General features: G+C 43.8%; 17 protein-coding genes and 1 tRNA gene. 10 read left to right on the forward strand and 8 right to left on the reverse strand.

The window, feature by feature from the left end; translation table 11 throughout:
• Nucleotides 1–28: 28 nt before the first annotated feature.
• Entirely contained in the window at nucleotides 29–1,378 is a 1,350-nt protein-coding gene (locus tag CLV98_RS08180) for a Gfo/Idh/MocA family protein (protein WP_109673825.1), read from the reverse strand.
• A gap of 285 nt (nucleotides 1,379–1,663) precedes the next feature.
• Between CLV98_RS08180 and CLV98_RS08185 the strand changes: the two genes are divergently transcribed.
• On the forward strand, nucleotides 1,664–2,080 hold the full coding sequence (locus CLV98_RS08185; RefSeq protein ID WP_109673826.1) for a 6-pyruvoyl trahydropterin synthase family protein: 417 nt from the start codon (nucleotides 1,664–1,666) through the stop codon (nucleotides 2,078–2,080).
• Nucleotides 2,040–2,726, forward strand: a complete 687-nt coding sequence (gene folE, locus CLV98_RS08190) for a GTP cyclohydrolase I FolE (protein ID WP_109673827.1) — start codon at nucleotides 2,040–2,042, stop codon at nucleotides 2,724–2,726. The genes CLV98_RS08185 and folE overlap by 41 nt, the downstream gene beginning before the upstream one ends.
• A 244-nt stretch (nucleotides 2,727–2,970) precedes the next feature.
• Here the strand turns inward: folE and CLV98_RS08195 are convergent, their stop codons facing one another.
• The 3 genes from CLV98_RS08195 to CLV98_RS08205 form a co-directional block, all read right to left on the reverse strand.
• Nucleotides 2,971–3,456, reverse strand: a complete 486-nt coding sequence (locus CLV98_RS08195) for an LEA/WHy family protein (RefSeq protein WP_158281219.1) — start codon at nucleotides 3,454–3,456, stop codon at nucleotides 2,971–2,973.
• 305 nt (nucleotides 3,457–3,761) lie between these two features.
• Nucleotides 3,762–4,685: a sugar phosphate isomerase/epimerase family protein gene (locus tag CLV98_RS08200; RefSeq protein WP_109673829.1), complete on the reverse strand. Its 924-nt coding sequence runs from the start codon at nucleotides 4,683–4,685 to the stop codon at nucleotides 3,762–3,764.
• A gap of 73 nt (nucleotides 4,686–4,758) precedes the next feature.
• Nucleotides 4,759–5,760, reverse strand: coding sequence for a cation diffusion facilitator family transporter (locus tag CLV98_RS08205; protein ID WP_109673830.1), 1,002 nt, complete (start codon nucleotides 5,758–5,760; stop codon nucleotides 4,759–4,761).
• 45 nt (nucleotides 5,761–5,805) lie between these two features.
• On the opposite strand from CLV98_RS08205, the gene CLV98_RS08210 reads away from it, so the two are divergent.
• Together CLV98_RS08210 and CLV98_RS08215 are read left to right on the forward strand one after the other, a co-directional pair.
• Entirely contained in the window at nucleotides 5,806–6,351 is a 546-nt protein-coding gene (locus tag CLV98_RS08210; protein WP_109673831.1) for an NUDIX domain-containing protein, read from the forward strand.
• Nucleotide 6,352: 1 nt separating this feature from the next.
• Nucleotides 6,353–6,967, forward strand: a complete 615-nt coding sequence (locus tag CLV98_RS08215; protein ID WP_109673832.1) for a LysE family translocator — start codon at nucleotides 6,353–6,355, stop codon at nucleotides 6,965–6,967.
• 73 nt (nucleotides 6,968–7,040) lie between these two features.
• Here CLV98_RS08215 and CLV98_RS08220 read toward each other — a convergent pair whose 3' ends face one another.
• Nucleotides 7,041–8,609: a GH3 family acyl-acid amido synthetase gene (locus CLV98_RS08220; RefSeq protein WP_109673833.1), complete on the reverse strand. Its 1,569-nt coding sequence runs from the start codon at nucleotides 8,607–8,609 to the stop codon at nucleotides 7,041–7,043.
• Between the two features lie 22 nt (nucleotides 8,610–8,631).
• Nucleotides 8,632–9,402 (reverse strand): 5'/3'-nucleotidase SurE, encoded by a 771-nt coding sequence (surE, locus tag CLV98_RS08225; protein ID WP_211319998.1) that lies wholly within the window; start codon nucleotides 9,400–9,402, stop codon nucleotides 8,632–8,634.
• Nucleotides 9,403–9,510: 108 nt separating this feature from the next.
• Here surE and CLV98_RS08230 point away from each other — a divergent pair, with 108 nt between their 5' ends.
• Nucleotides 9,511–10,008: a GNAT family N-acetyltransferase gene (locus tag CLV98_RS08230; RefSeq protein WP_109673835.1), complete on the forward strand. Its 498-nt coding sequence runs from the start codon at nucleotides 9,511–9,513 to the stop codon at nucleotides 10,006–10,008.
• Here the strand turns inward: CLV98_RS08230 and trhO are convergent.
• Nucleotides 10,005–10,994, reverse strand: coding sequence for an oxygen-dependent tRNA uridine(34) hydroxylase TrhO (gene trhO, locus CLV98_RS08235; RefSeq protein WP_109673836.1), 990 nt, complete (start codon nucleotides 10,992–10,994; stop codon nucleotides 10,005–10,007). The genes CLV98_RS08230 and trhO overlap by 4 nt on opposite strands.
• A 250-nt stretch (nucleotides 10,995–11,244) precedes the next feature.
• Here trhO and CLV98_RS08240 point away from each other — a divergent pair, with 250 nt between their 5' ends.
• Complete coding sequence (locus CLV98_RS08240; RefSeq protein ID WP_109673837.1) at nucleotides 11,245–11,856, forward strand: deoxynucleoside kinase; 612 nt, start codon at nucleotides 11,245–11,247, stop codon at nucleotides 11,854–11,856.
• A gap of 47 nt (nucleotides 11,857–11,903) precedes the next feature.
• On the opposite strand, the gene CLV98_RS08245 is transcribed toward CLV98_RS08240, so the two are convergent.
• Nucleotides 11,904–11,990, reverse strand: a tRNA-Leu gene (locus tag CLV98_RS08245).
• Between the two features lie 450 nt (nucleotides 11,991–12,440).
• Here CLV98_RS08245 and CLV98_RS08250 point away from each other — a divergent pair.
• The 4 genes from CLV98_RS08250 to CLV98_RS08265 all read left to right on the forward strand — a co-directional run bounded on the left by CLV98_RS08250 (nucleotide 12,441) and on the right by CLV98_RS08265 (nucleotide 18,119).
• Nucleotides 12,441–14,252: a DUF1800 domain-containing protein gene (locus tag CLV98_RS08250; RefSeq protein WP_109673838.1), complete on the forward strand. Its 1,812-nt coding sequence runs from the start codon at nucleotides 12,441–12,443 to the stop codon at nucleotides 14,250–14,252.
• Nucleotides 14,253–14,270: 18 nt separating this feature from the next.
• Entirely contained in the window at nucleotides 14,271–15,533 is a 1,263-nt protein-coding gene (locus tag CLV98_RS08255; RefSeq protein WP_109673839.1) for a DUF1501 domain-containing protein, read from the forward strand.
• Nucleotides 15,534–15,783: 250 nt separating this feature from the next.
• Nucleotides 15,784–16,863, forward strand: a complete 1,080-nt coding sequence (locus CLV98_RS08260; RefSeq protein ID WP_109674024.1) for an efflux RND transporter periplasmic adaptor subunit — start codon at nucleotides 15,784–15,786, stop codon at nucleotides 16,861–16,863.
• Nucleotides 16,860–18,119 (forward strand): ABC transporter permease, encoded by a 1,260-nt coding sequence (locus CLV98_RS08265; RefSeq protein WP_109673840.1) that lies wholly within the window; start codon nucleotides 16,860–16,862, stop codon nucleotides 18,117–18,119. The genes CLV98_RS08260 and CLV98_RS08265 overlap by 4 nt, the downstream gene beginning before the upstream one ends.

The raw sequence follows: 18,119 nt of genomic DNA on the forward strand, positions 1-18,119 counted from the left end.
GGTTATTTTGGAAGTTAATTAATATACTTTAAAATTCGTTATTCAGGCCAAAAATACGGGTATTGTTACGCCATTTGCCTCTGGTGAAGTCTGGTATTTCGACGGGTGAACTGCCTCGAGCAATCGATAGCTCCGATAATGGGCTGATAGCACTCCAGGCGGCCGCATCATATACGTCGATAGGTGGGGCTACCTTCCTTTTTATTGCTTCTACAAAACCACGAAAAACGAAGTAATCGATACCACCGTGCCCTGCATTTTCAGCTTCTTTTTCGTGCTTGGCCCAAAGAGGATGGTCATATTTCTGGAGATAAGGTGCTGCCGGTTCCGACACATGCTCCTTGGGAGAAACGCCTTCTAGATAGATCGAATTCCCATCGTTCATCCAAATACCCTCGGTGCCCTGTGCCCTAAAGCCCAAAGAGTAAGACCTTGGAGAGTTGGTGTCATGGATCAGGACTATATTTTCTCCGTTATGACATTGAATATTTGTCGTCACAATGTCGCCTAATGCGAACTTTACTTCTGCATTAGGATGGTTGGGGCCGCCATGGTCCACGATATATTTATGAAGCCCGCGGGATTTTGTGGCCATGGACGTCAGATACATCATCCTATTCCCCCGGTTAATGTCTAACCAGTGGGCCACCGGGCCCAGGCCATGTGTAGGATATATGTCGCCATTACGGTCTACGGAGTGTTGGGTCCGCCATTTGGCTTCCGAATACCCCTTCTCTCCAAACTCTACTCCTAAGTTATTGCTTTTCCCATCGTTGAGCTTAATCCCTCGAAGGTCGTGTTGGTAGCCACAATGCGCGTAGAGCATCTCTCCAAACATTCCCTTCCTGATCATGTTCATTACGGCCATTACGTCGCGGCGGTAACATACATTCTCCAATATCATACAATGTGATCCCGTTTTTTCATAGGTGTCGACCAGGTCCCAGGATTCTTGCAAGGTTACGGTAGCCGAAACCTCAACAGCGGTATATTTACCGGCGTTCATGGCAGCCAGGGCCATCGGAACGTGCCATTCCCATGGAGTTGCGATAAGGATACCGTCCAAGTCATCTCGTTTTACCATATTGAGGAAGTCCTCATCCCCATTAGAATAGACGGTCGGTTTCTTTTTGCCCGCTTTTTGAATGAGCTTCAAGGTCGCTTCGATAGCGTTGGGGTCTATGTCGCAGATCGCATTGATGTCCACATCGCTCCGAAACAGGGCTTGCTGCAAATGGCTCTGTCCACGTAAGCCCACCCCAATAAACCCTAACCTGACTCTGTCGGAGGGCTGGGGGGAATCCTCGATCCCTCGGGGTAGGAGGCTGGTCATGGTGGCGGCCAGGGATGACTTTTGAATAAAATCTCGTCTATTCATATCAATTCATAATGGGTTAGGAATATTATTTTTGTGCACTCTGTTGATGCAATTTACGAGCATTAATGTTATTTTTAAATTTTTTTATTAATTATAATTTTACACTTCAATACCTCCCATGGATTTTAAAATCTCCAAATTTGAACATTTTTTTAAATCTAAGCGTTAAAATTTAGCGAGGGCAAATTCTGAAATCCTGGCCATATCCCTGTTTTTTTAATGTGTTGGACACAACCTTTGTAACGACATTAAAAAGAGTTTTTAGTATAACTAACTGAATATCAAATGAATCCTAGGGTTTCCGTGTTCCGTAAAGAACATTTTAATGCTGCACATCGGCTACACAATAAGGCATGGACGGCGGAGCAAAACCGGGAGGTTTTTGACAAATGCAATAATGCCAATTATCATGGTCATAATTATGAGTTAATTGTACAGGTTACTGGTAGGGTCGATCCCGAAACGGGTTTTGTGATCGATATGAAATATCTTAGCAGACTGATTCGGCAGCATGTTATCGATCGCTTTGACCATAAAAATTTGAATTTAGACCTTAAGGAGTTCGAAACGCTAAACCCTACTGCCGAAAATATCACCTTGGTGATACATGATATCCTTAGAAAATTAATTGATCCAGAGCTTGCTCTGAAAATACGTTTATATGAAACAGAACGGAACTTTGTTGAATATCCTGCCGACTGACGAGATGATCGAACATATGGGAGAGGACCATTCAATGTCGTCCTTGGAGACACCCCTCAGGAAGGATGCTTTCGCCATGGAAGATTCGGAGAAGATAGACCTAATCGAAAAACATTTTCGTCATATTATGGAGATCATGGGGCTGGACTTAACCGACGATAGCCTGAATGGAACTCCTAGGAGGGTGGCCAAGATGTATATTGAAGAGGTATTCAGTGGGTTGAATCCCATTAATAAACCTTCAGTAACCTTATTTGAAAATCGATACAAGTATAACCAGATGCTTGTCGAAAAGGATATTACGGTGTTCTCTAACTGCGAACATCATTTTGTGCCGATTTACGGAAAAGCGCATGTGGCCTATATATCGAGTGGGAAGGTGATCGGCCTTTCAAAATTAAATAGGATTGTTGATTTTTATTCTAAACGCCCTCAAGTCCAGGAACGACTTACCATGCAGATCGCCAATGAGCTAAAACAGGCCCTCTCTACGGAAGATGTTGCAGTGGTAATTGATGCACAACATATGTGTGTGCATTCGAGAGGTATTAAAGATACGGGTAGCTCTACCATTACATCGGCCTATAGTGGGAAGTTCGAAAATGAGGACACTCGAAATGAGTTTTTACGTTATTTGAATCTTTAACGATCCCGAAATACAAACTGGTCAATTGGCCCCAAAATGCCCATGATATGGTAAGAGTATGGGCACTATAATAGCCAAGGGATAAGTAATCGTTGTCGAGGAAGGTCTGTCTCTTGCCGACAGCAGTACGAACCAGTCGCAATAAAGTATGGTATATAAACAAAAAGAGGCCTTCTCAAATTAGAGAATGGCCTCTTTTTACTTAGGTCTCCTTGAGCTCTTCCATATGGGAATGAGTTGAATTTTAGATACTACCCAATAGTAACCCGCTTAGGTGCTTCTTCATATTGAATGGGGTTTCGTAGGTGTATGGAATGGTAATATCCTTCAGATCGTTCTTGAATGTGTACTTCCCTTCTACCTTTAACTGAATTTCTTTTTTACTCAGCAGACTTATAAAGTTACTTTTTAGCTTCTTGATGGGCACCTTATAATGCAAGGTGACGTCGGAGGTGGTGTTTCCTGGTAATTTGATTTGTTCGGGCGAGTCGGCGGTTCCTACTAATTCCCCATCAAAAAAAACGGCTACCTCCATTTTGTCGACCCATAAGGGGATTGTGTTGGTGTTTTTGATGGTACTCTCCAATGAAAAGTGCAACTCGTTATTACGTAAGGATTGGAATTGAATGTTCTGCATCGAGACAATCTGCGGCGCAGTAAACTCGCTACAGGATATAAACATGGATATTCCAAAGATTAAAATTGCTGCTTTGATCTGATTGATTTTCATTGGTGTGTAGAATGCTAAGCTTGAAAGTGAACTTTTAGTGCTAAGATCTGGTGATTTTTGCATGAACCTAAACAGGTAAAGAGTCTCAATTAGACTAATCTGTAACGAAATGGTCACAATTTATATTATAAAATATGGCCATAATCAATATAAATTATAGTGTTATTCTTTATTATAATGAATGATATTGCTGTTAATAATAGTAGCCTTTCTTCTTTTGTTTAATCTACTAGAATTTATTTTATCTGGTATTATAACATAAAAAATGCCCGGGGTTGCCGGGCATCTCATCGGGTCATGGTCGGTTAACGTATAGACGGTCCAATGCGTTCCAATAGGTTTTTGGTTGCTTTAATCCCTTCTCTTTCCGAGAGCTGGTGACCTTCATACTCTATCCCGGCGATTCCTCTAAAGCCACTGTCTTTTACGATCTTTAGGATTTTATAGTAATCCGTTTCAATACAGTCGCCTTTGGCATCGAAGTCATAGGTTTTGGCACTTACCCCTTTGGCATATGGCATGAGTTCTTCGGTTCCTTGGTAGCGGTCATACGACTCCTCACACCCATCTTTTCCTCTTTGGATACAGAAATTTCCGAAGTCGGGTAGGGTTCCAACATTTTTCATGTTGATCTCTTTCATCACTCCTGAAAGCCATTTTCCATTAGAAGAAGAACCTCCATGGTTCTCAACGATGATATTAATGCCAGTTTTAGAGGCGAATTCGCCTAATTTGCTCAGGCCTTCTACGGCAGCCTTGGCTACGTCAGCGTCGGAGCCCTTACCGTAGGCATTTACCCGGATGGTCTTACAGCCCAAATATTTTGCGGCTTCCACCCATTTGTAATGGTTTTCTATGGCCTTGTTTCTTGTGGTGGCATCTAACTCCGCCATTCCACCTTCTCCGTCAATCATAATCAAATGGTTTTTTACTCCATTATCTTTACATCTGGTGAGCAGTTGATTGAGATAGGCCGTATCTTCTGCCTTGTCTTTAAAGAATTGGTTTACATATTCTACTATAGAAATTCCGAATTCCTTTTTTGCTATTTCAGGGAAATCCAAATTGGTGATGGTATTGGCTCTAAGTTCTTTGTGTAAGGACCATTCCGCTAGAGAGATGTCGAACCACAGTTTTTTGGCTGGATTGGCCCATAAATCGCCTATGGAGGCTGCGGCTAAAGCACCAAAGCTCGCCTGCTTTAAAAACTCACGTCTTGAAACTTGCATGGTTAAGGATTGTTATTTGATATGTGAAAATTAGACTATTTATGAATTCAAATATAAGTGGAAATTCTGGATATCATTTTTCAGCGCCATTATATAGCTTTTCATTTTTTACCAGAAGCTCTCGGGTCCAATGGATATCTTTTAAAAAAGGAGTCTGACGGATAGGACAGTTTTCTACTCTACAGAATCCACAACATTGTGGCAGACAAGGGTCAGCATGTACAAATACCTCCGTTTCCGCGACATTGGCTTCTTTTAAGATGTTTTCAAAATCATGAATAGCGCCATGAACCTGACCGAGGTCCCAATAATTGGGTAAGGTGAGGTGGCAATCGATGTGCAAATCGGCTCCATATTGTTGTACCCGCAGGTTGTGTATGTCGATCCAATGATTTTGTTTTTTGTCAGATAAAAGGCCTACCGTTCTATCGAGTAGTTCTGGGTCGGTGGCATCCATTAATAAAGACACGGAATTGTTGACCAGCCGGCTGCCATTGTATATTAGAAATACACCAAAAAGTAAGGAGGCTACGCTGTCGATCCAGTTCCAATCGGTAAGCCAAATGAGCATGACGCTGAGTATAAGTACCACACTGCTGATCACGTCGGTAAGTAAGTGTTGACCATCGGCACTAAGGGCCTTTGAATTTACTTTTTTACCCTCCTTGACCAGCAAGTAGCCAATGCCTCCGTTTACCAGAATAGTAAATAAGATAATGGAGGATCCCCATCCAAGATTGTGGATAGGCTCCGGATGTATTAATCTTAAAATGGCTTCGTAGATGATATAGAGGGAGGCTATGATGATTAGTGCGCCTTCAAAGCCAGCCGAGAAAAATTCTATTTTGCCATGACCATACGGGTGGTTTTGATCCTTGGGCTGGGCGGCCAGGTATATGCTATAGAAAGCAAACCCACTAGCGATTACATTGATGATGGACTCTAAAGCATCGCTGAGGATGGCATTGGAATCCGTAAGATAATAGGCTGTAAATTTTAAAACCGATAAGCCTATACTGGCCAGAAAAGACAGGAGAATGAGACGTTGTTTGCGCTTATTTTGGTTTCTTTGCATTATCGGTCAAGGGTAAAATACAAATTTACTAATAATTAACGGCTTATGTCTACTGAAAACAACTGGAAAACCCTTTCGGATAACACGGTTTATGAGAACCCATGGATAGCGTTAAGTCATAGGGAGGTAATCAACCCATCTGGAAACCAAGGGATTTATGGGTTGGTACAATTTAAAAATAAAGCGATCGGAGTACTTCCTTTAGATGAGCAGAATAATATTTATTTGGTGGGGCAGTATCGATATGCTATCGAAGAATATTCCTGGGAAATACCCGAAGGGGGAGGGAGCTTAGAAGGAGAGCCTCTGGATGCTGCAAAACGGGAGCTGAAAGAGGAGACTGGTTTGGTAGCGCAACAATGGGATACCCTTGCGCGGATTCATACCTCCAATTCGGCGACCAATGAAGAAGGATTCTTATTTATTGCCAGAGGGCTCACCCAAGGGGAGGCCGAACCCGAAGAGACGGAACAATTACAAATTAAGAAAGTTCACCTTTCGGTGGCTGTGGAGATGGTAATGCGTTCGGAAATAACGGACTCTCTTTCCGTTTGTGCCATTTTAATGGCCGCTAGGTCTTTGGGTATCTAATATGCTGGAATCACTTTTATATGGAGTACTTACGGGAGTAGGTTTATGCCTTACCTTCGGTACTGTTTTCTTTTCTTTAGTTCAAAACAGCGTAGATAACGGGTATACAGCGGGATTTAAAATTGCATTTGGCGTTTTTGTCTGTGACTTGCTATTCGTTTTTTTTGCCATTTTTGGGACTTCTTTTTTGCCCGATATTCCTTATTTTCAGCAAGGAATGGCGGCTGTAGGGGTGTTGTTTCTGGGTGCCATGGGGTTGAGCAATTTGATAGGTAAAAAGCCTGAAATGGCCTATCCTAAAACGCGTTTTGGGGGTTTTATCCTCTATTTCTCGACCGGGTTCCTCTTAAATGGCCTTAATCCCATCAACTTTATTAGTTGGGTCACCATTGCCACCTACATTCGAACGGCTTTACAGTACACCCTTTACCAAGAATATGCGTTCTTTGGGGCCAGTGTGGTGTCCATCTTTGTGGTGGAATGTGTCATTGCCATTTTTTCGCATAAGCTTAAAAAGTGGTTTACACCACGTTTTCTAACACTGTTCAATAGGCTAACAGGGGTAGTATTCGTTGGTATTGCCTTGCAGTTGGCGTATTCGAGCTTTATAAGCTAACCGAGTCTGATTACGCCAACAAAAAAAGCCAGCTCTGATCAATCAGAACTGGCTTTGATTTTAGTGCCTAGCTTTAGGAAATAAAGCCTTCATTTTTCAAGTAGCCCGTCCAGTCGTCGACCAAGAAATTTTTGAAAACGCGGGGGAATTTGTTTTGCCCACCCATCTTTCCTTTGGCCTGCATCCATCCATAAAATGCGCGATTGGGTACGATGGTCACGATAAGGTCCTTGAGGGCATGCTTGCGCTCGACGGCATAGTCGTCGTTGAGTTCTGCGAGTTTGCTGTCCAACTTGGATTTGAGGACTTCTGCATCGATAGTCTCGTCGTCTTCCACACCTATATACCAGTGGTGGGCGAACAGGTTGTCGTGGCTAACTCCACATACTGTAAATTCTTTAACGGTAATTCCCATGGTATCGGAGACGAGGTCGATGGCCTTGTTCATATTATCGACCGATAAATGTTCCCCACAGAGGCTCAGATAATGTTTGGTCCGGCCGGTAATATTGATTTCACCACGGCTTTTGTCGACAAATTTCACGGTATCCCCGATCAGATACCTCCAAGCCCCAGAACAGGTAGAAAGAAGCAAAGCATACTCAATATGGTCTTGAACTTGGTCTATCTTATAGGTTTGTGGGTTGGGCAATAGGGTGCCATCCGAGTCGAAATTTAGCTCGTTAAAAGGAATAAACTCAAAGAATATGCCATTATCGCAGACCAGTTCCATCCCCTGCGCATCTGGACGAGTCTGATAGGCAATAAACCCTTCGGATGCCAGGTAGGTGTTGATGTAAATGAGTGGTTTGGCGAGTAGTTTCTCAAATCCCTTACGGTAGGGTTCAAAAGAGACTCCTCCATGGGCGAACACCCTGAGGTTTGGCCATATATCATGTATGGTGCGCACCTGGTAATGGGCTATGATTTTCTCCATCAGGAGCTGAATCCAAGCGGGGACGCCCACAATAAACCCAATATCCCAGTCTTTGGCTTGAAGGGTGATCTCTTCCAGTTTAAGCCCCCAGTCTTTTTCAGCGGCAATTTTTTGGCCTGGCTTATAATAAGGACGAAACCAATAGGGGATTTGCTTGGCTGTGATGCCACTTAAGTCACCTTCATAATGCTTGTCCTCATTATTGTTTAAATTGGTACTCCCACCCAGCATCAAGAATCCTTTTTCATACAAATCGTCGGGTAGGTCCTTATAATGGCCTAGTGAGAGGATCTGGCGGATACTGGTTTTTTGAATGGCCTTGGACATGGCCTTGGTGACGGGGATATACTTCGAGGCTGCCTCGGAGGTACCTGAGCTTAAAGCGTAGTATTTAATTCGGCCGGGCCAGCATATATCTTTCTTGCCATCGACCGACTTTTGCCACCAATTATTAAAAATAGTATTATAGTCAAAAATAGGGACGGTAGCCTTGTATAATTCATAGTAAGCATCTTCCTTTTCGAAAATGATTTTCGAAAGGATGTCATCAAAATTATAGGTCTCCCCGAATTCTGTATATCTAGCCCTTGCCAAAAGTTTGGCTAAGGTTTTTTTTTGTTGAAGCGATACGCTCTTTTTCTTACGATTGGCTACCAAATTGCCAAATCGAATCCCCTTCTTTAATAAGCTACCTACGAGTGCCATTAGAACAATTACGTTAAGTGAATTAGAGGTTCCAGGACTGCAATTCCCGTACCGCTTCGTATTCTGTCAGATCGAATTGACTCGGAACGATAGAAATATAGTTGTTGTCTAATGCCCAAACATCCGTATCTCCTTTTTCGCTGTCAAAGTTAATAAAGTCGCCAGCCATCCAAAAATACCCTCTTCCGTTAGGATCGACCCTGTAGTCGAAAGTCTCCTGCCATTTGGCATTCGCTTGCCTACAGACTACTATTCCTTTGATTGGCTCCTGATTTATGGCTGGAATATTGACATTTAGGGCTACTCCTTTGGGGATGCCATGGGAAAGGGATTCCCGTGTAATTCGTTCTATATAGGGTAGGGCATGGTCAAATTCGGCATCCTCCTTGAAGTCACATAGTGAAAATCCGATGGCCGGAATACCTTCTATGGCTCCTTCTATAGCCGCCGACATCGTACCCGAATAAAGTATACTAATGGAACTATTGCTTCCGTGGTTAATTCCACTAACCACTAAGTCGGGCTTACGGTCCTTTAAAATATAATGTTTGGCCAGTTTTACACAATCGGCGGGAGTGCCAGAGCATTCGTATTCATCGATTTCATCAAAAATATCGGTAGCGTACAACCGCAGAGGCTCCCCTATAGTAATGGCATGGCCTTTTCCCGATTGAGGGCTGTTGGGTGCGACCACCACTACATCCCCAATGTTTTTCATAACGTCTACCAGTTTACGAATACCCTTGGAGGTGATACCGTCGTCGTTGGTAACTAAAATAAGCGGTTTTGTCATTATTGTTTTTTTATTCGTTGACTTGCCCTTGGCGAATTCGCTAGAGCAAAGTTGTTTTTTATTATCTTTGAAGTTTGATTACTCGACAAACTTAAGCCAATTTTCAATATGATGACCAATTTTAGCATTAAAGATGCCGGCATCGAGGATATAGAATCCATCATTATACTTCAGTCAAAAATTTGGGCGCCTACCTATAAGCATATATTGCAGGAGGAGCAACTCCAGTATATGTTCGATACCCTATATGCCCCTCAAGCCTTGGCCGATCAGATGCAGCAAGGGCAACATTTTATCTTATTATTTCAGGATCAAAATTTGGTTGGATTCGCTTCCATCGGTTGGGTGGCTTCTCATATATATAAACTGCACAAAATATATGTGCTGCCTTCGAGCCAAGGAACAGGAGCCGGTAAGTTTTTGCTCCAAGCCGCCGAAAGTTATGTAATACAAAAAGGGGGAGTATGTCTTAATCTCAATGTGAATCGCCACAACAAAGCCAGAGGCTTTTATGAGCGAATGGGTTATGAAATTATACGTGAAGAGGACATCCCTATTGGCCCGTACTGGATGAACGATTATGTTCTTACCAAAGTCCTGGCCTAATCAACGGAACTTGCTCTTTGAGCGAGTTTCATTTTTATCAAATTCCGCTTCTGGCTTTTAAGGCCTTGTATGGGTTGATAATGGTTGCTCTTACTCACATAATAGCCAGTTCCATCGTAGATGCGCTTATCGGGGACCGCCTTACAAGTTTCTGAACAGGCTCCTTCCATTTCCCAGCCACATTGCTCGCAAATGGGCACATGTTCGTTGCAGGCTGCGTTGGCACAGTTTACCATGCGGTCGGAGGGGGTGCCACAAATATGGCATTTGGAGATGACCGTAGGGTTAACTTTATTGACGTCCACGGTGATCCTGTTGTCGAATACATAACATTTGCCATCAAAGTTTTCACCTCCTTCTTCAAGGCCATACCGGATTATTCCCCCGTGCAACTGATAAACGTCCTGAAACCCTTGGTCGATGAGGTAGGCACTGGCTTTCTCACATTTAATGCCTCCAGTACAGTAGGTGACAATCTTTTTGTCCTTCAGATGGGCTATTTCATTTACATGCTCGGGAAGCTCGCGCAAATTGTGCATATCGAAGGTAATAGCTCCCTTGAATTTGCCGACTTCATGTTCATAGTCCGAACGCATATCGACCAGTACTACGTCGGGGTCGTTCAACAAGGCCTTAAACTCGGCGGGTTCTAGGTGTTTGCCGGTTTGCTTTAAGGGGTCAACGGGAAGGTCAGAATTTACAATTTCGTCCTTGACGCGGACGTGTAATTTTTGAAAGGCAATGCTATCGTGCTCCTCTACTTTAAAGGCGACGTGCTTGAACCGTTCATCCGATCGTACATAGTCCATATAGGCCTGGCAGTCCTCCGGAGTGCCCGATACCGTACCATTTAGCCCTTCTGCTGCAATAATAATCCTTCCTAGCAGATTATTTTGTACACAAAAAAGATGATGTTCGTCTCTATAGGTTTCTGTATCTTCAATGGGAGAATAGCAATAATATAGAATGACGCGGTATGGTTTCATGGTATTCTGTCTGATTGATGGTGCCTAAACGTTTTGTTTGTCGCTTTGAGGTCGCAAATATACGAATAATGATAGTTTTTACGAAAGTCGTTGTGCTTAAGCAGCAATTTTATCGTGGGCTTCCATTAAAACTGGAGCGTGTTAGCAGCTGCATCTTTCCTGGAATACCACCCGTTATAGCGGAGCCACTGGTTTGCAGGAAAGGAGGCTTACTGCTAACTTTGTCATTTATGTCAAACTATTTACCATCATGCATATAGCAGTAGTAGGGAATATCGGCGCCGGTAAGACAAGCCTTACTAGGCTTTTAGGTGCACATTATAACTGGGAGGTCATGTATGAGGCAGTGGATGGTAATCCCTATTTGGCCGATTTTTATGAGGATATGCAGCGCTGGGCCTTTAATCTTCAAATCTTTTTCTTGAATAGTCGTTTTGCCCAGATTCAAAAAATACAATCTGCGACCTATACGACCATTATCCAGGACCGTACCATTTATGAGGACGCTTATATATTCGCCAAGAATTTATTTGAGAGCGATTTGCTGACGCCAAGGGATTACGAAACCTATTTAATGTTGTTCGACTCCATTATTAATACGGTACGTCCGCCGGATATCTTGATATATCTAAAAGCCGACCTGCCCAAGCTCCAATCCCAGATCCAAATGAGAGGGCGTGACTTTGAATCTGGAATTGAAGCGGACTACCTGTCGAACCTCAATAAACAATACAGCCACTTCGTAGACCATTATTTACATGGAAAGGTGTTGGAGATCGATGTCAATCATTTGGATTTTGTCAACAACCCCGAAGACTTCAAATACATCACTTCTCTAATAGATAAAGAACTTTATTATTAGAAAAATGCCCACAAAAAAAAGGTTACAAAATTAATTGTAACCTTTTTTGGTGACCAGGAGGAGAGTCGAACTCCCAAGCCCTAATGAGCACTACCCCCTCAAAGTAGCGTGTCTACCAATTCCACCACCTGGCCGAAAAATATATTTGAGGTGCTGGAGCCAAATTCAAAAAGAAATTGCTTCTCCAACAGGCTGCAAAAGTACTGGAAAAAGTGTATTTCACCAATCATTTATCTTGTTTTTACTCGATTATCGCTAATTATTTTACAAGGCTTTGAAGGTCAATTATTTAGTATTATCGATTTTTAATGAGATAATAACCACCGCAAATCTCTTATAGGTATCGGGGGCTAGGCGCCGGGATGTCCGCCTTAAAAGTCGTGTGTAGGTACCGACCTTGTCCCGGAGCCTATTGGTATCTTATATTTAACAGGGCGACTGCCATGTTTCTCCCACTCTCGCATACCTGAGCATAGGGGCGTTATTTTCCAATTCGATACGGTACTGGCATAAATTTAATATGCGCTAATTAAACCTATTTGGATTAATTGGTCAAATGATGCATTAGAAAAACTCTGGAAAATATGAGACAAAGACTTTGGTTAATCTTATTCGTATGTGGTTGTTTTTTTGTACTACCCGCAGCGCGTTCCGATCAAGATACGGGGCGAGTTACCAAGAGGTTTCCATACCAAAGGGCAGGACTTTCGGATCGTCAGGCTGCGGCCTGCCTCTTGAGTAGGTTTACTTATGGAGCTCGACCCGGCGAAGTGGATAAGCTGCTGGAGGAAGGAATTGAAACATGGTTTGAGAATCAGTTAAGAGCTGAACGATCGGATGAGGGCCTCAACCAGTATTTGAATAAATATGATGCCCTCGACCTAGGAAATGACTCCATACTGGCCATTTATCGCAATCCTGGACAAGTACTCCGACTGGCGATCAAAGAGGGTGTCATCGCTCCAGATTCGGTTCAAAAGGGGGACAAGAGCTATCGGAGCGACTTAATGAAGTATATGTCTGAAAAGGGGTGGAAGGCACCTCAAGAGCTTCAGCGACAGTTGGTAGGCCAAAAGGTCTATAGGTCGATATACAGCCGAAATCAGTTGCAGGAAGTAATGACGAGTTTCTGGTTTAACCATTTCAATGTCTCTGCTACCAAAAATATTTGTGCGCTTTATATCCCCTCCTACGAGCGAGATGTGATCCGTCCCAATGCTTTAGGGAATTTTAATGACTTACTCCTGGCTACTGCTAAGTCACCAGCGATGCTCTATTACCTCGATAATTTCAGTAGCGTGGCAAGTGCCCCATCGGCCAAGGGGGGCGCGAAGGGAAGGGCCAATAGAGGACTCAATGAGAACTATGCGCGGGAATTAATGGAGCTCCATACCTTGGGTGTTGATGGGGGATATACCCAAGAGGATGTCACAGAAGCCGCAAGGGTGCTCACCGGGTGGACCGTGCGTCCGATGGGTAGCTATGCGATGGGCAAGTCCGCCTCCGACCGTAGCGGTAGGAGGGGGTTCGCTTCGGAAGCCTTTATCATTGATGGTGATTTTATGTTTGCTGAACGCCGGCACGATCAAGGCGTTAAAAATGTGATGGGACATCGTTTTGGACCGCAAGCAGGGTATCAGGAGGGGGTCGATCTGATCCATATGCTGGCAAACCACCCTTCTACTGCCCAGTTTATATCGAGGAAATTGGCGGTCCGCTTCGTTAGTGATGAACCACCTCAGCAGCTAGTTAGTACCATGGCCAAGGAATTTACGAAGACAGGAGGTGATATTAAAGCCGTATTGATGGTAATGGTAGAATCCCCGGAATTCTGGAAAGAGGCGCTAAAAGCTGACAAAACAAAGTCGCCCTTCGAATTGGTCGTTGGAGCGGTACGGAACTTAAATGTTGAAATAGATAACCCCAACCAAATTTATAGCTGGTCGAATCGGATGGGAGAAAAACTATATGCCTACCAGGCACCCACCGGTTTTCCTGATATTGGCACTTATTGGATTAATACGGGGGCTTTACTGAATCGCATGAATTTTGGATTAGCGCTGGCGTCAGGGAAGATACCCGGAGCTCAAGTCGATCTGTTGGCTTTAAATCGGGGCCATGAACCGGAAAGTGCTCAGGCGGCCTTAGCGCAATACCTAAGTCTTATCCTCCCTGACCGCGTACCGGCTATCAATGTGTCTCGTCTCGAGCCTTTATTGACCGATCCCAACTTACATGAAAAGGTGGAACAGTCGGCTTCCGGTGCCAAGTTAGATAGTTCGATGGATTGGGCCAGCTCCAGGAAAAAGAATAAGGGAAATACACCGAAACAGCCCGATATGTTGGCGCAAGTGGTAGGCGTCATATTAGGATCACCAGAATATCAGCGTCGTTAAATAACCTAATATTGTTTTATGATCACGAGAAGAGGATTTATTAAGAGTAGTGGTATGGCCGTGTTTGCTGCCGGCCTATCGGGAGGCTTGCCCACTTTTGTGCTACAGGCAGCGGCTAAGGCTTTTAATCGCCCAAATGGGCCAAAGAAGACCCTGGTTTGTATTTTTCAGCGTGGTGCTATGGATGGACTTATGGCTGTTACCCCTTTTACGGATACCCATTTGCAGGCGGCAAGGCCTAACCTTTTCATTGCCCCTGGGGCTGGAGGGGGAGGACTCATCGATTTGGATGGTCGGTACGGACTACATCCGGCCCTTAAGGGTTTTGAAAGGCTATTTGCCGAAAAACAATTGGCTATCGTCCATGGAATAGGCTCGCCTAATACGACCAGATCGCATTTCGATGCACAGGATTATATGGAGTCGGGGACACCGTTCAGAAAAGGAACCTCCAGCGGCTGGCTCAACCGACTACTTGAAAATGGCCATGGGGGGACTATAAGTCCGTTTCAAGCCGTAAGTCTCACTTCTGCCTTGCCTCGTTCCTTGTATGGCAATCAGCCAGCGGTAGCGATCAGTAATCTACAAGATTTTAATATACAGATGAAAGGGAGCAAAACGGGTGCCGGCATGGCCGCCAACAGTTTTGAAGCACTCTATGAACAAACGAGTTCTGAGTTACTGCGTAACACTGGTAAAGATAGTTTTGAGGCGATGAAGATGTTACAGAAAACGGATGTGAACGCCTATAAGCCATTGGAAGGTGTGGTGTATCCAAGGTCCGCACTGGGCAATTCCCTAAAACAAATAGCCCAATTGATTAAGATGGACGTAGGTATGGAGATTGGCTTTGCCGAATCTAATGGTTGGGATACCCATTTTAACCAAGGAAGTACCAATGGTACTTTTGCTAGAAACCTAACCGACTTTGGGAATAGTATTGAGGCTTTTTGGGAAGATTTGGGTGGTCTACAGGACCAAGTCACCCTCATGAGTATGACGGAGTTTGGGCGTACGGTGAAGGAGAATGGTACCGGTGGAACCGACCATGGAAGAGCCTCCTGCAATTTTATTCTTGGACAAGACGTAAATGGGGGAGTCGTATATGGAAAGTTAGACCCCTTGGCCAAAGAAAACCTAGAGGATGGCCGCGATTTGAAGGTTACCACCGACTTTAGAGCCGTTTTTTCGGAAGTTGCTCAAAGCCACTTGTCTATTAATTCCTCTAGTTCCATTTTTCCTGATTGGACGGGTACTCCATTAAATATCATGAAGGTATGATGCAAAGGAGATTTGAATATAGAGCTGCCTGAAGAAACATCTAGTTGAATCAGGCAGTTTTTTTGTATGCATACCATGCCCGTACTCCCTTATGTGGGGGATAGTCTGACTTATGTCATAAGGAAAAATGTTTTTACTTACAGGCTTTCACCGAAAAGCCTGCTAAATTCGTAATATGGTGAAAGCGCTTACCTTAATTCGAATATCCACCCTGTTCAGATATTTCATATTTTTTAATAGACCGCTGGTCATGAAGTTATATATAACGCTTATTATTTTGATTGGATTGTTCGCCTGTCAGAGCAAAACTGAGCATCTAAAGCCGACAGTTGGCCCTATTACGGAGTCGGTGTATGCGTCGGGTATCGTTAAAAGCCGAAATCAGTATCAGGCCTATGCTGCATCGCCTGGGATCATTAGTAAGCTATTGGTGCGTAAAGGCCAGGTTGTATCCAAGGGAACCCCCATTATTCAGATTACCAATGTGACGGCTAAATTGAATACCGATAATGCTGCCCTTACTGCCCAATATGCTTCCGAAGCGGCTAATAAAGAAAAACTGGAGGAGCTAACCATAGCTATTGACTTGGCCCAGACGAAGCGGGATAACGATTGGTCTATGTTGGAACGACAAAAGGCTTTATGGGCCAAAAATATAGGGACCCGAAACGAATTAGATGCTCGGACGTTGACCTATCAGAATTCTGAAAATGCCTTGGAAACGGCAAAACTTCGTTTGGCTGACCTTAAAAAACAGATCGCCTTTCAAAGGAAGCAATCGCTTAAATTATTGGAAATTTCAAAATCAATGGCCCAGGATTATACGGTTAGAAGTGAAATAGATGGTACCGTCTATGATATTTTTAAGGAGGCTGGAGAGATGGTCAATGCGACCACCCCAGTGGCTATCGTAGGGGCTTCAGACGATTTCGTACTGGAATTACAGATCGACGAAAATGACATTGCTAGCCTAAAAATAGGGCAAAATCTATTTCTGTCTATGGATAGCTATAAAGGTCAGCTATTTGAAGCGGTAGTGAGTAGCATCATACCCGTCATGAACGAACGTTCCAAATCTTTTACCGTGGAGGCCGATTTTATAAAGGCTCCTCCTACCTTATATCCTTACCTTACTTGCGAAGCGAATATCGTGATCAGCAAAAAAGACAAGGTACTCACAATCCCCCGGAATTACCTAATGCCTGGCGACTCCGTCATGCTCGAAAACAATATAAAGAGAAAGGTAGTTACAGGGTTAAAGGATTACCAGCGTGTGGAGATTATCTCTGGTATCACTGAAAATGATCTTATAACGATCCCTCAAGAATGAATTACCATTTGATTATCGATGTGGCCAAAGCACTGTTGTTGGCCAGGTGGAAGCAGACGCTTGTTGCGGCCATTGGTGTCACATTTAGCATCGGGATGTTTATCACCTTGCTCAGCTTTATGACAGGGCTCAACGACTTGCTCGATGGCTTGGTACTCAACAGGACTCCCCATATTCGCTTATACAACGAAATAAAACCGAACCCTAATCAGCCTATATACCAGGTGAAGGAGTATGCCGATTACCATCATTTTATTAGATCCATCAAAGCTTCGGGTGACAGACAGTCTATCTATAATAATGGGGCGATCATGCAGGTGCTTCAGGAAGATAAACGGGTGAGTGGTTTTTCGCCCAAAATTACGGCTCAAGTGTTTTTCAATGCCGGGGCTATAGAGATCACCGGGGTCGTCAATGGCATAGAGGTGATAAAGGAGAGCCAACTCTTTCATTTTAACGATTATATCGTAGCCGGAGAGGCTGCTGACCTCGAAAAAGTGCCCAATAGTATCATTCTTGGCAAAGGGCTGGCCGATAAGCTCCTCGCCGAGCTGGGTGACGTGGTTCAGGTTACTACCGCCAAAGGAGAAATTTTTCCCTTAAAAGTGGTGGGTTTCTTTCAGTCGGGTATGTTAGAGTTTGACAAAGTACAAAGCTATGCCTCTATAATGACCACCCAGAAACTACTGGGCAAGCCTGGTGATTATATTACAGACATTCAGATCAAACTGACCAACATGACTCAGGCACCCTCCATAGCGCAAGAGTACCGACAGATTTTTGGAACCGATGCTGAGGATATTCAAACCGCCAATGCACAATTTGAAACGGGTAGTTTTATCAGAACCCTTATTTCTTATGCGGTAGGTATAACCTTGCTAATTGTCGCCGGCTTCGGGATTTATAATATTTTGAATATGATGATATTCGAAAAAATGGATTCCATAGCCATACTGAAGGCCATTGGGTTTTCGGGTAGCGATGTAAAAAGTATTTTTTTACTGATCGCCCTGAGCATAGGCTTTTTTGGAGGGGTATTAGGGCTTATGCTCGGATTTGGCTTGTCGTTGCTGATCGATCAGGTTCCGTTTACAACGGCCTCCTTGCCTACTATAACGACCTATCCTGTCAATTATAGCCTCGCGTTCTATGCCATTGGGACGTCTTTCTCACTCATCACAACCTTTTTGGCCGGTTGGTTTCCTTCAAGAAAGGCGAGCCAGGTCGATCCGGTTGTTATAATCCGTGGTAAATAA

The sequence above is a fragment of the Dyadobacter jejuensis genome, from assembly GCF_003149085.1.
GTDB classification, from domain to species: Bacteria; Bacteroidota; Bacteroidia; order Cytophagales; family Spirosomataceae; genus Dyadobacter; species Dyadobacter jejuensis.

Bases quoted from the DNA above. Each gene is read 5' to 3' on its own strand.
- CLV98_RS08220 (WP_109673833.1), bottom strand. From the start codon at position 8,609: ATGGCACTCGTAGGTAGCTTATTAAAGAAGGGGATTCGATTTGGCAAT.
- CLV98_RS08210 (WP_109673831.1), top strand. From the start codon at position 5,806: ATGTCTACTGAAAACAACTGGAAAACCCTTTCGGATAACACGGTTTAT.
- trhO (WP_109673836.1), bottom strand. From the start codon at position 10,994: ATGAAACCATACCGCGTCATTCTATATTATTGCTATTCTCCCATTGAA.
- CLV98_RS08185 (WP_109673826.1), top strand. From the start codon at position 1,664: ATGAATCCTAGGGTTTCCGTGTTCCGTAAAGAACATTTTAATGCTGCA.
- CLV98_RS08260 (WP_109674024.1), top strand. From the start codon at position 15,784: ATGAAGTTATATATAACGCTTATTATTTTGATTGGATTGTTCGCCTGT.
- CLV98_RS08215 (WP_109673832.1), top strand. From the start codon at position 6,353: ATGCTGGAATCACTTTTATATGGAGTACTTACGGGAGTAGGTTTATGC.
- CLV98_RS08200 (WP_109673829.1), bottom strand. From the start codon at position 4,685: ATGCAAGTTTCAAGACGTGAGTTTTTAAAGCAGGCGAGCTTTGGTGCT.
- CLV98_RS08180 (WP_109673825.1), bottom strand. From the start codon at position 1,378: ATGAATAGACGAGATTTTATTCAAAAGTCATCCCTGGCCGCCACCATG.
- CLV98_RS08195 (WP_158281219.1), bottom strand. From the start codon at position 3,456: ATGAAAATCAATCAGATCAAAGCAGCAATTTTAATCTTTGGAATATCC.
- CLV98_RS08240 (WP_109673837.1), top strand. From the start codon at position 11,245: ATGCATATAGCAGTAGTAGGGAATATCGGCGCCGGTAAGACAAGCCTT.
- CLV98_RS08250 (WP_109673838.1), top strand. From the start codon at position 12,441: ATGAGACAAAGACTTTGGTTAATCTTATTCGTATGTGGTTGTTTTTTT.
- CLV98_RS08255 (WP_109673839.1), top strand. From the start codon at position 14,271: ATGATCACGAGAAGAGGATTTATTAAGAGTAGTGGTATGGCCGTGTTT.
- CLV98_RS08230 (WP_109673835.1), top strand. From the start codon at position 9,511: ATGATGACCAATTTTAGCATTAAAGATGCCGGCATCGAGGATATAGAA.
- CLV98_RS08265 (WP_109673840.1), top strand. From the start codon at position 16,860: ATGAATTACCATTTGATTATCGATGTGGCCAAAGCACTGTTGTTGGCC.
- CLV98_RS08205 (WP_109673830.1), bottom strand. From the start codon at position 5,760: ATGCAAAGAAACCAAAATAAGCGCAAACAACGTCTCATTCTCCTGTCT.
- folE (WP_109673827.1), top strand. From the start codon at position 2,040: ATGAAACAGAACGGAACTTTGTTGAATATCCTGCCGACTGACGAGATG.
- surE (WP_211319998.1), bottom strand. From the start codon at position 9,402: ATGACAAAACCGCTTATTTTAGTTACCAACGACGACGGTATCACCTCC.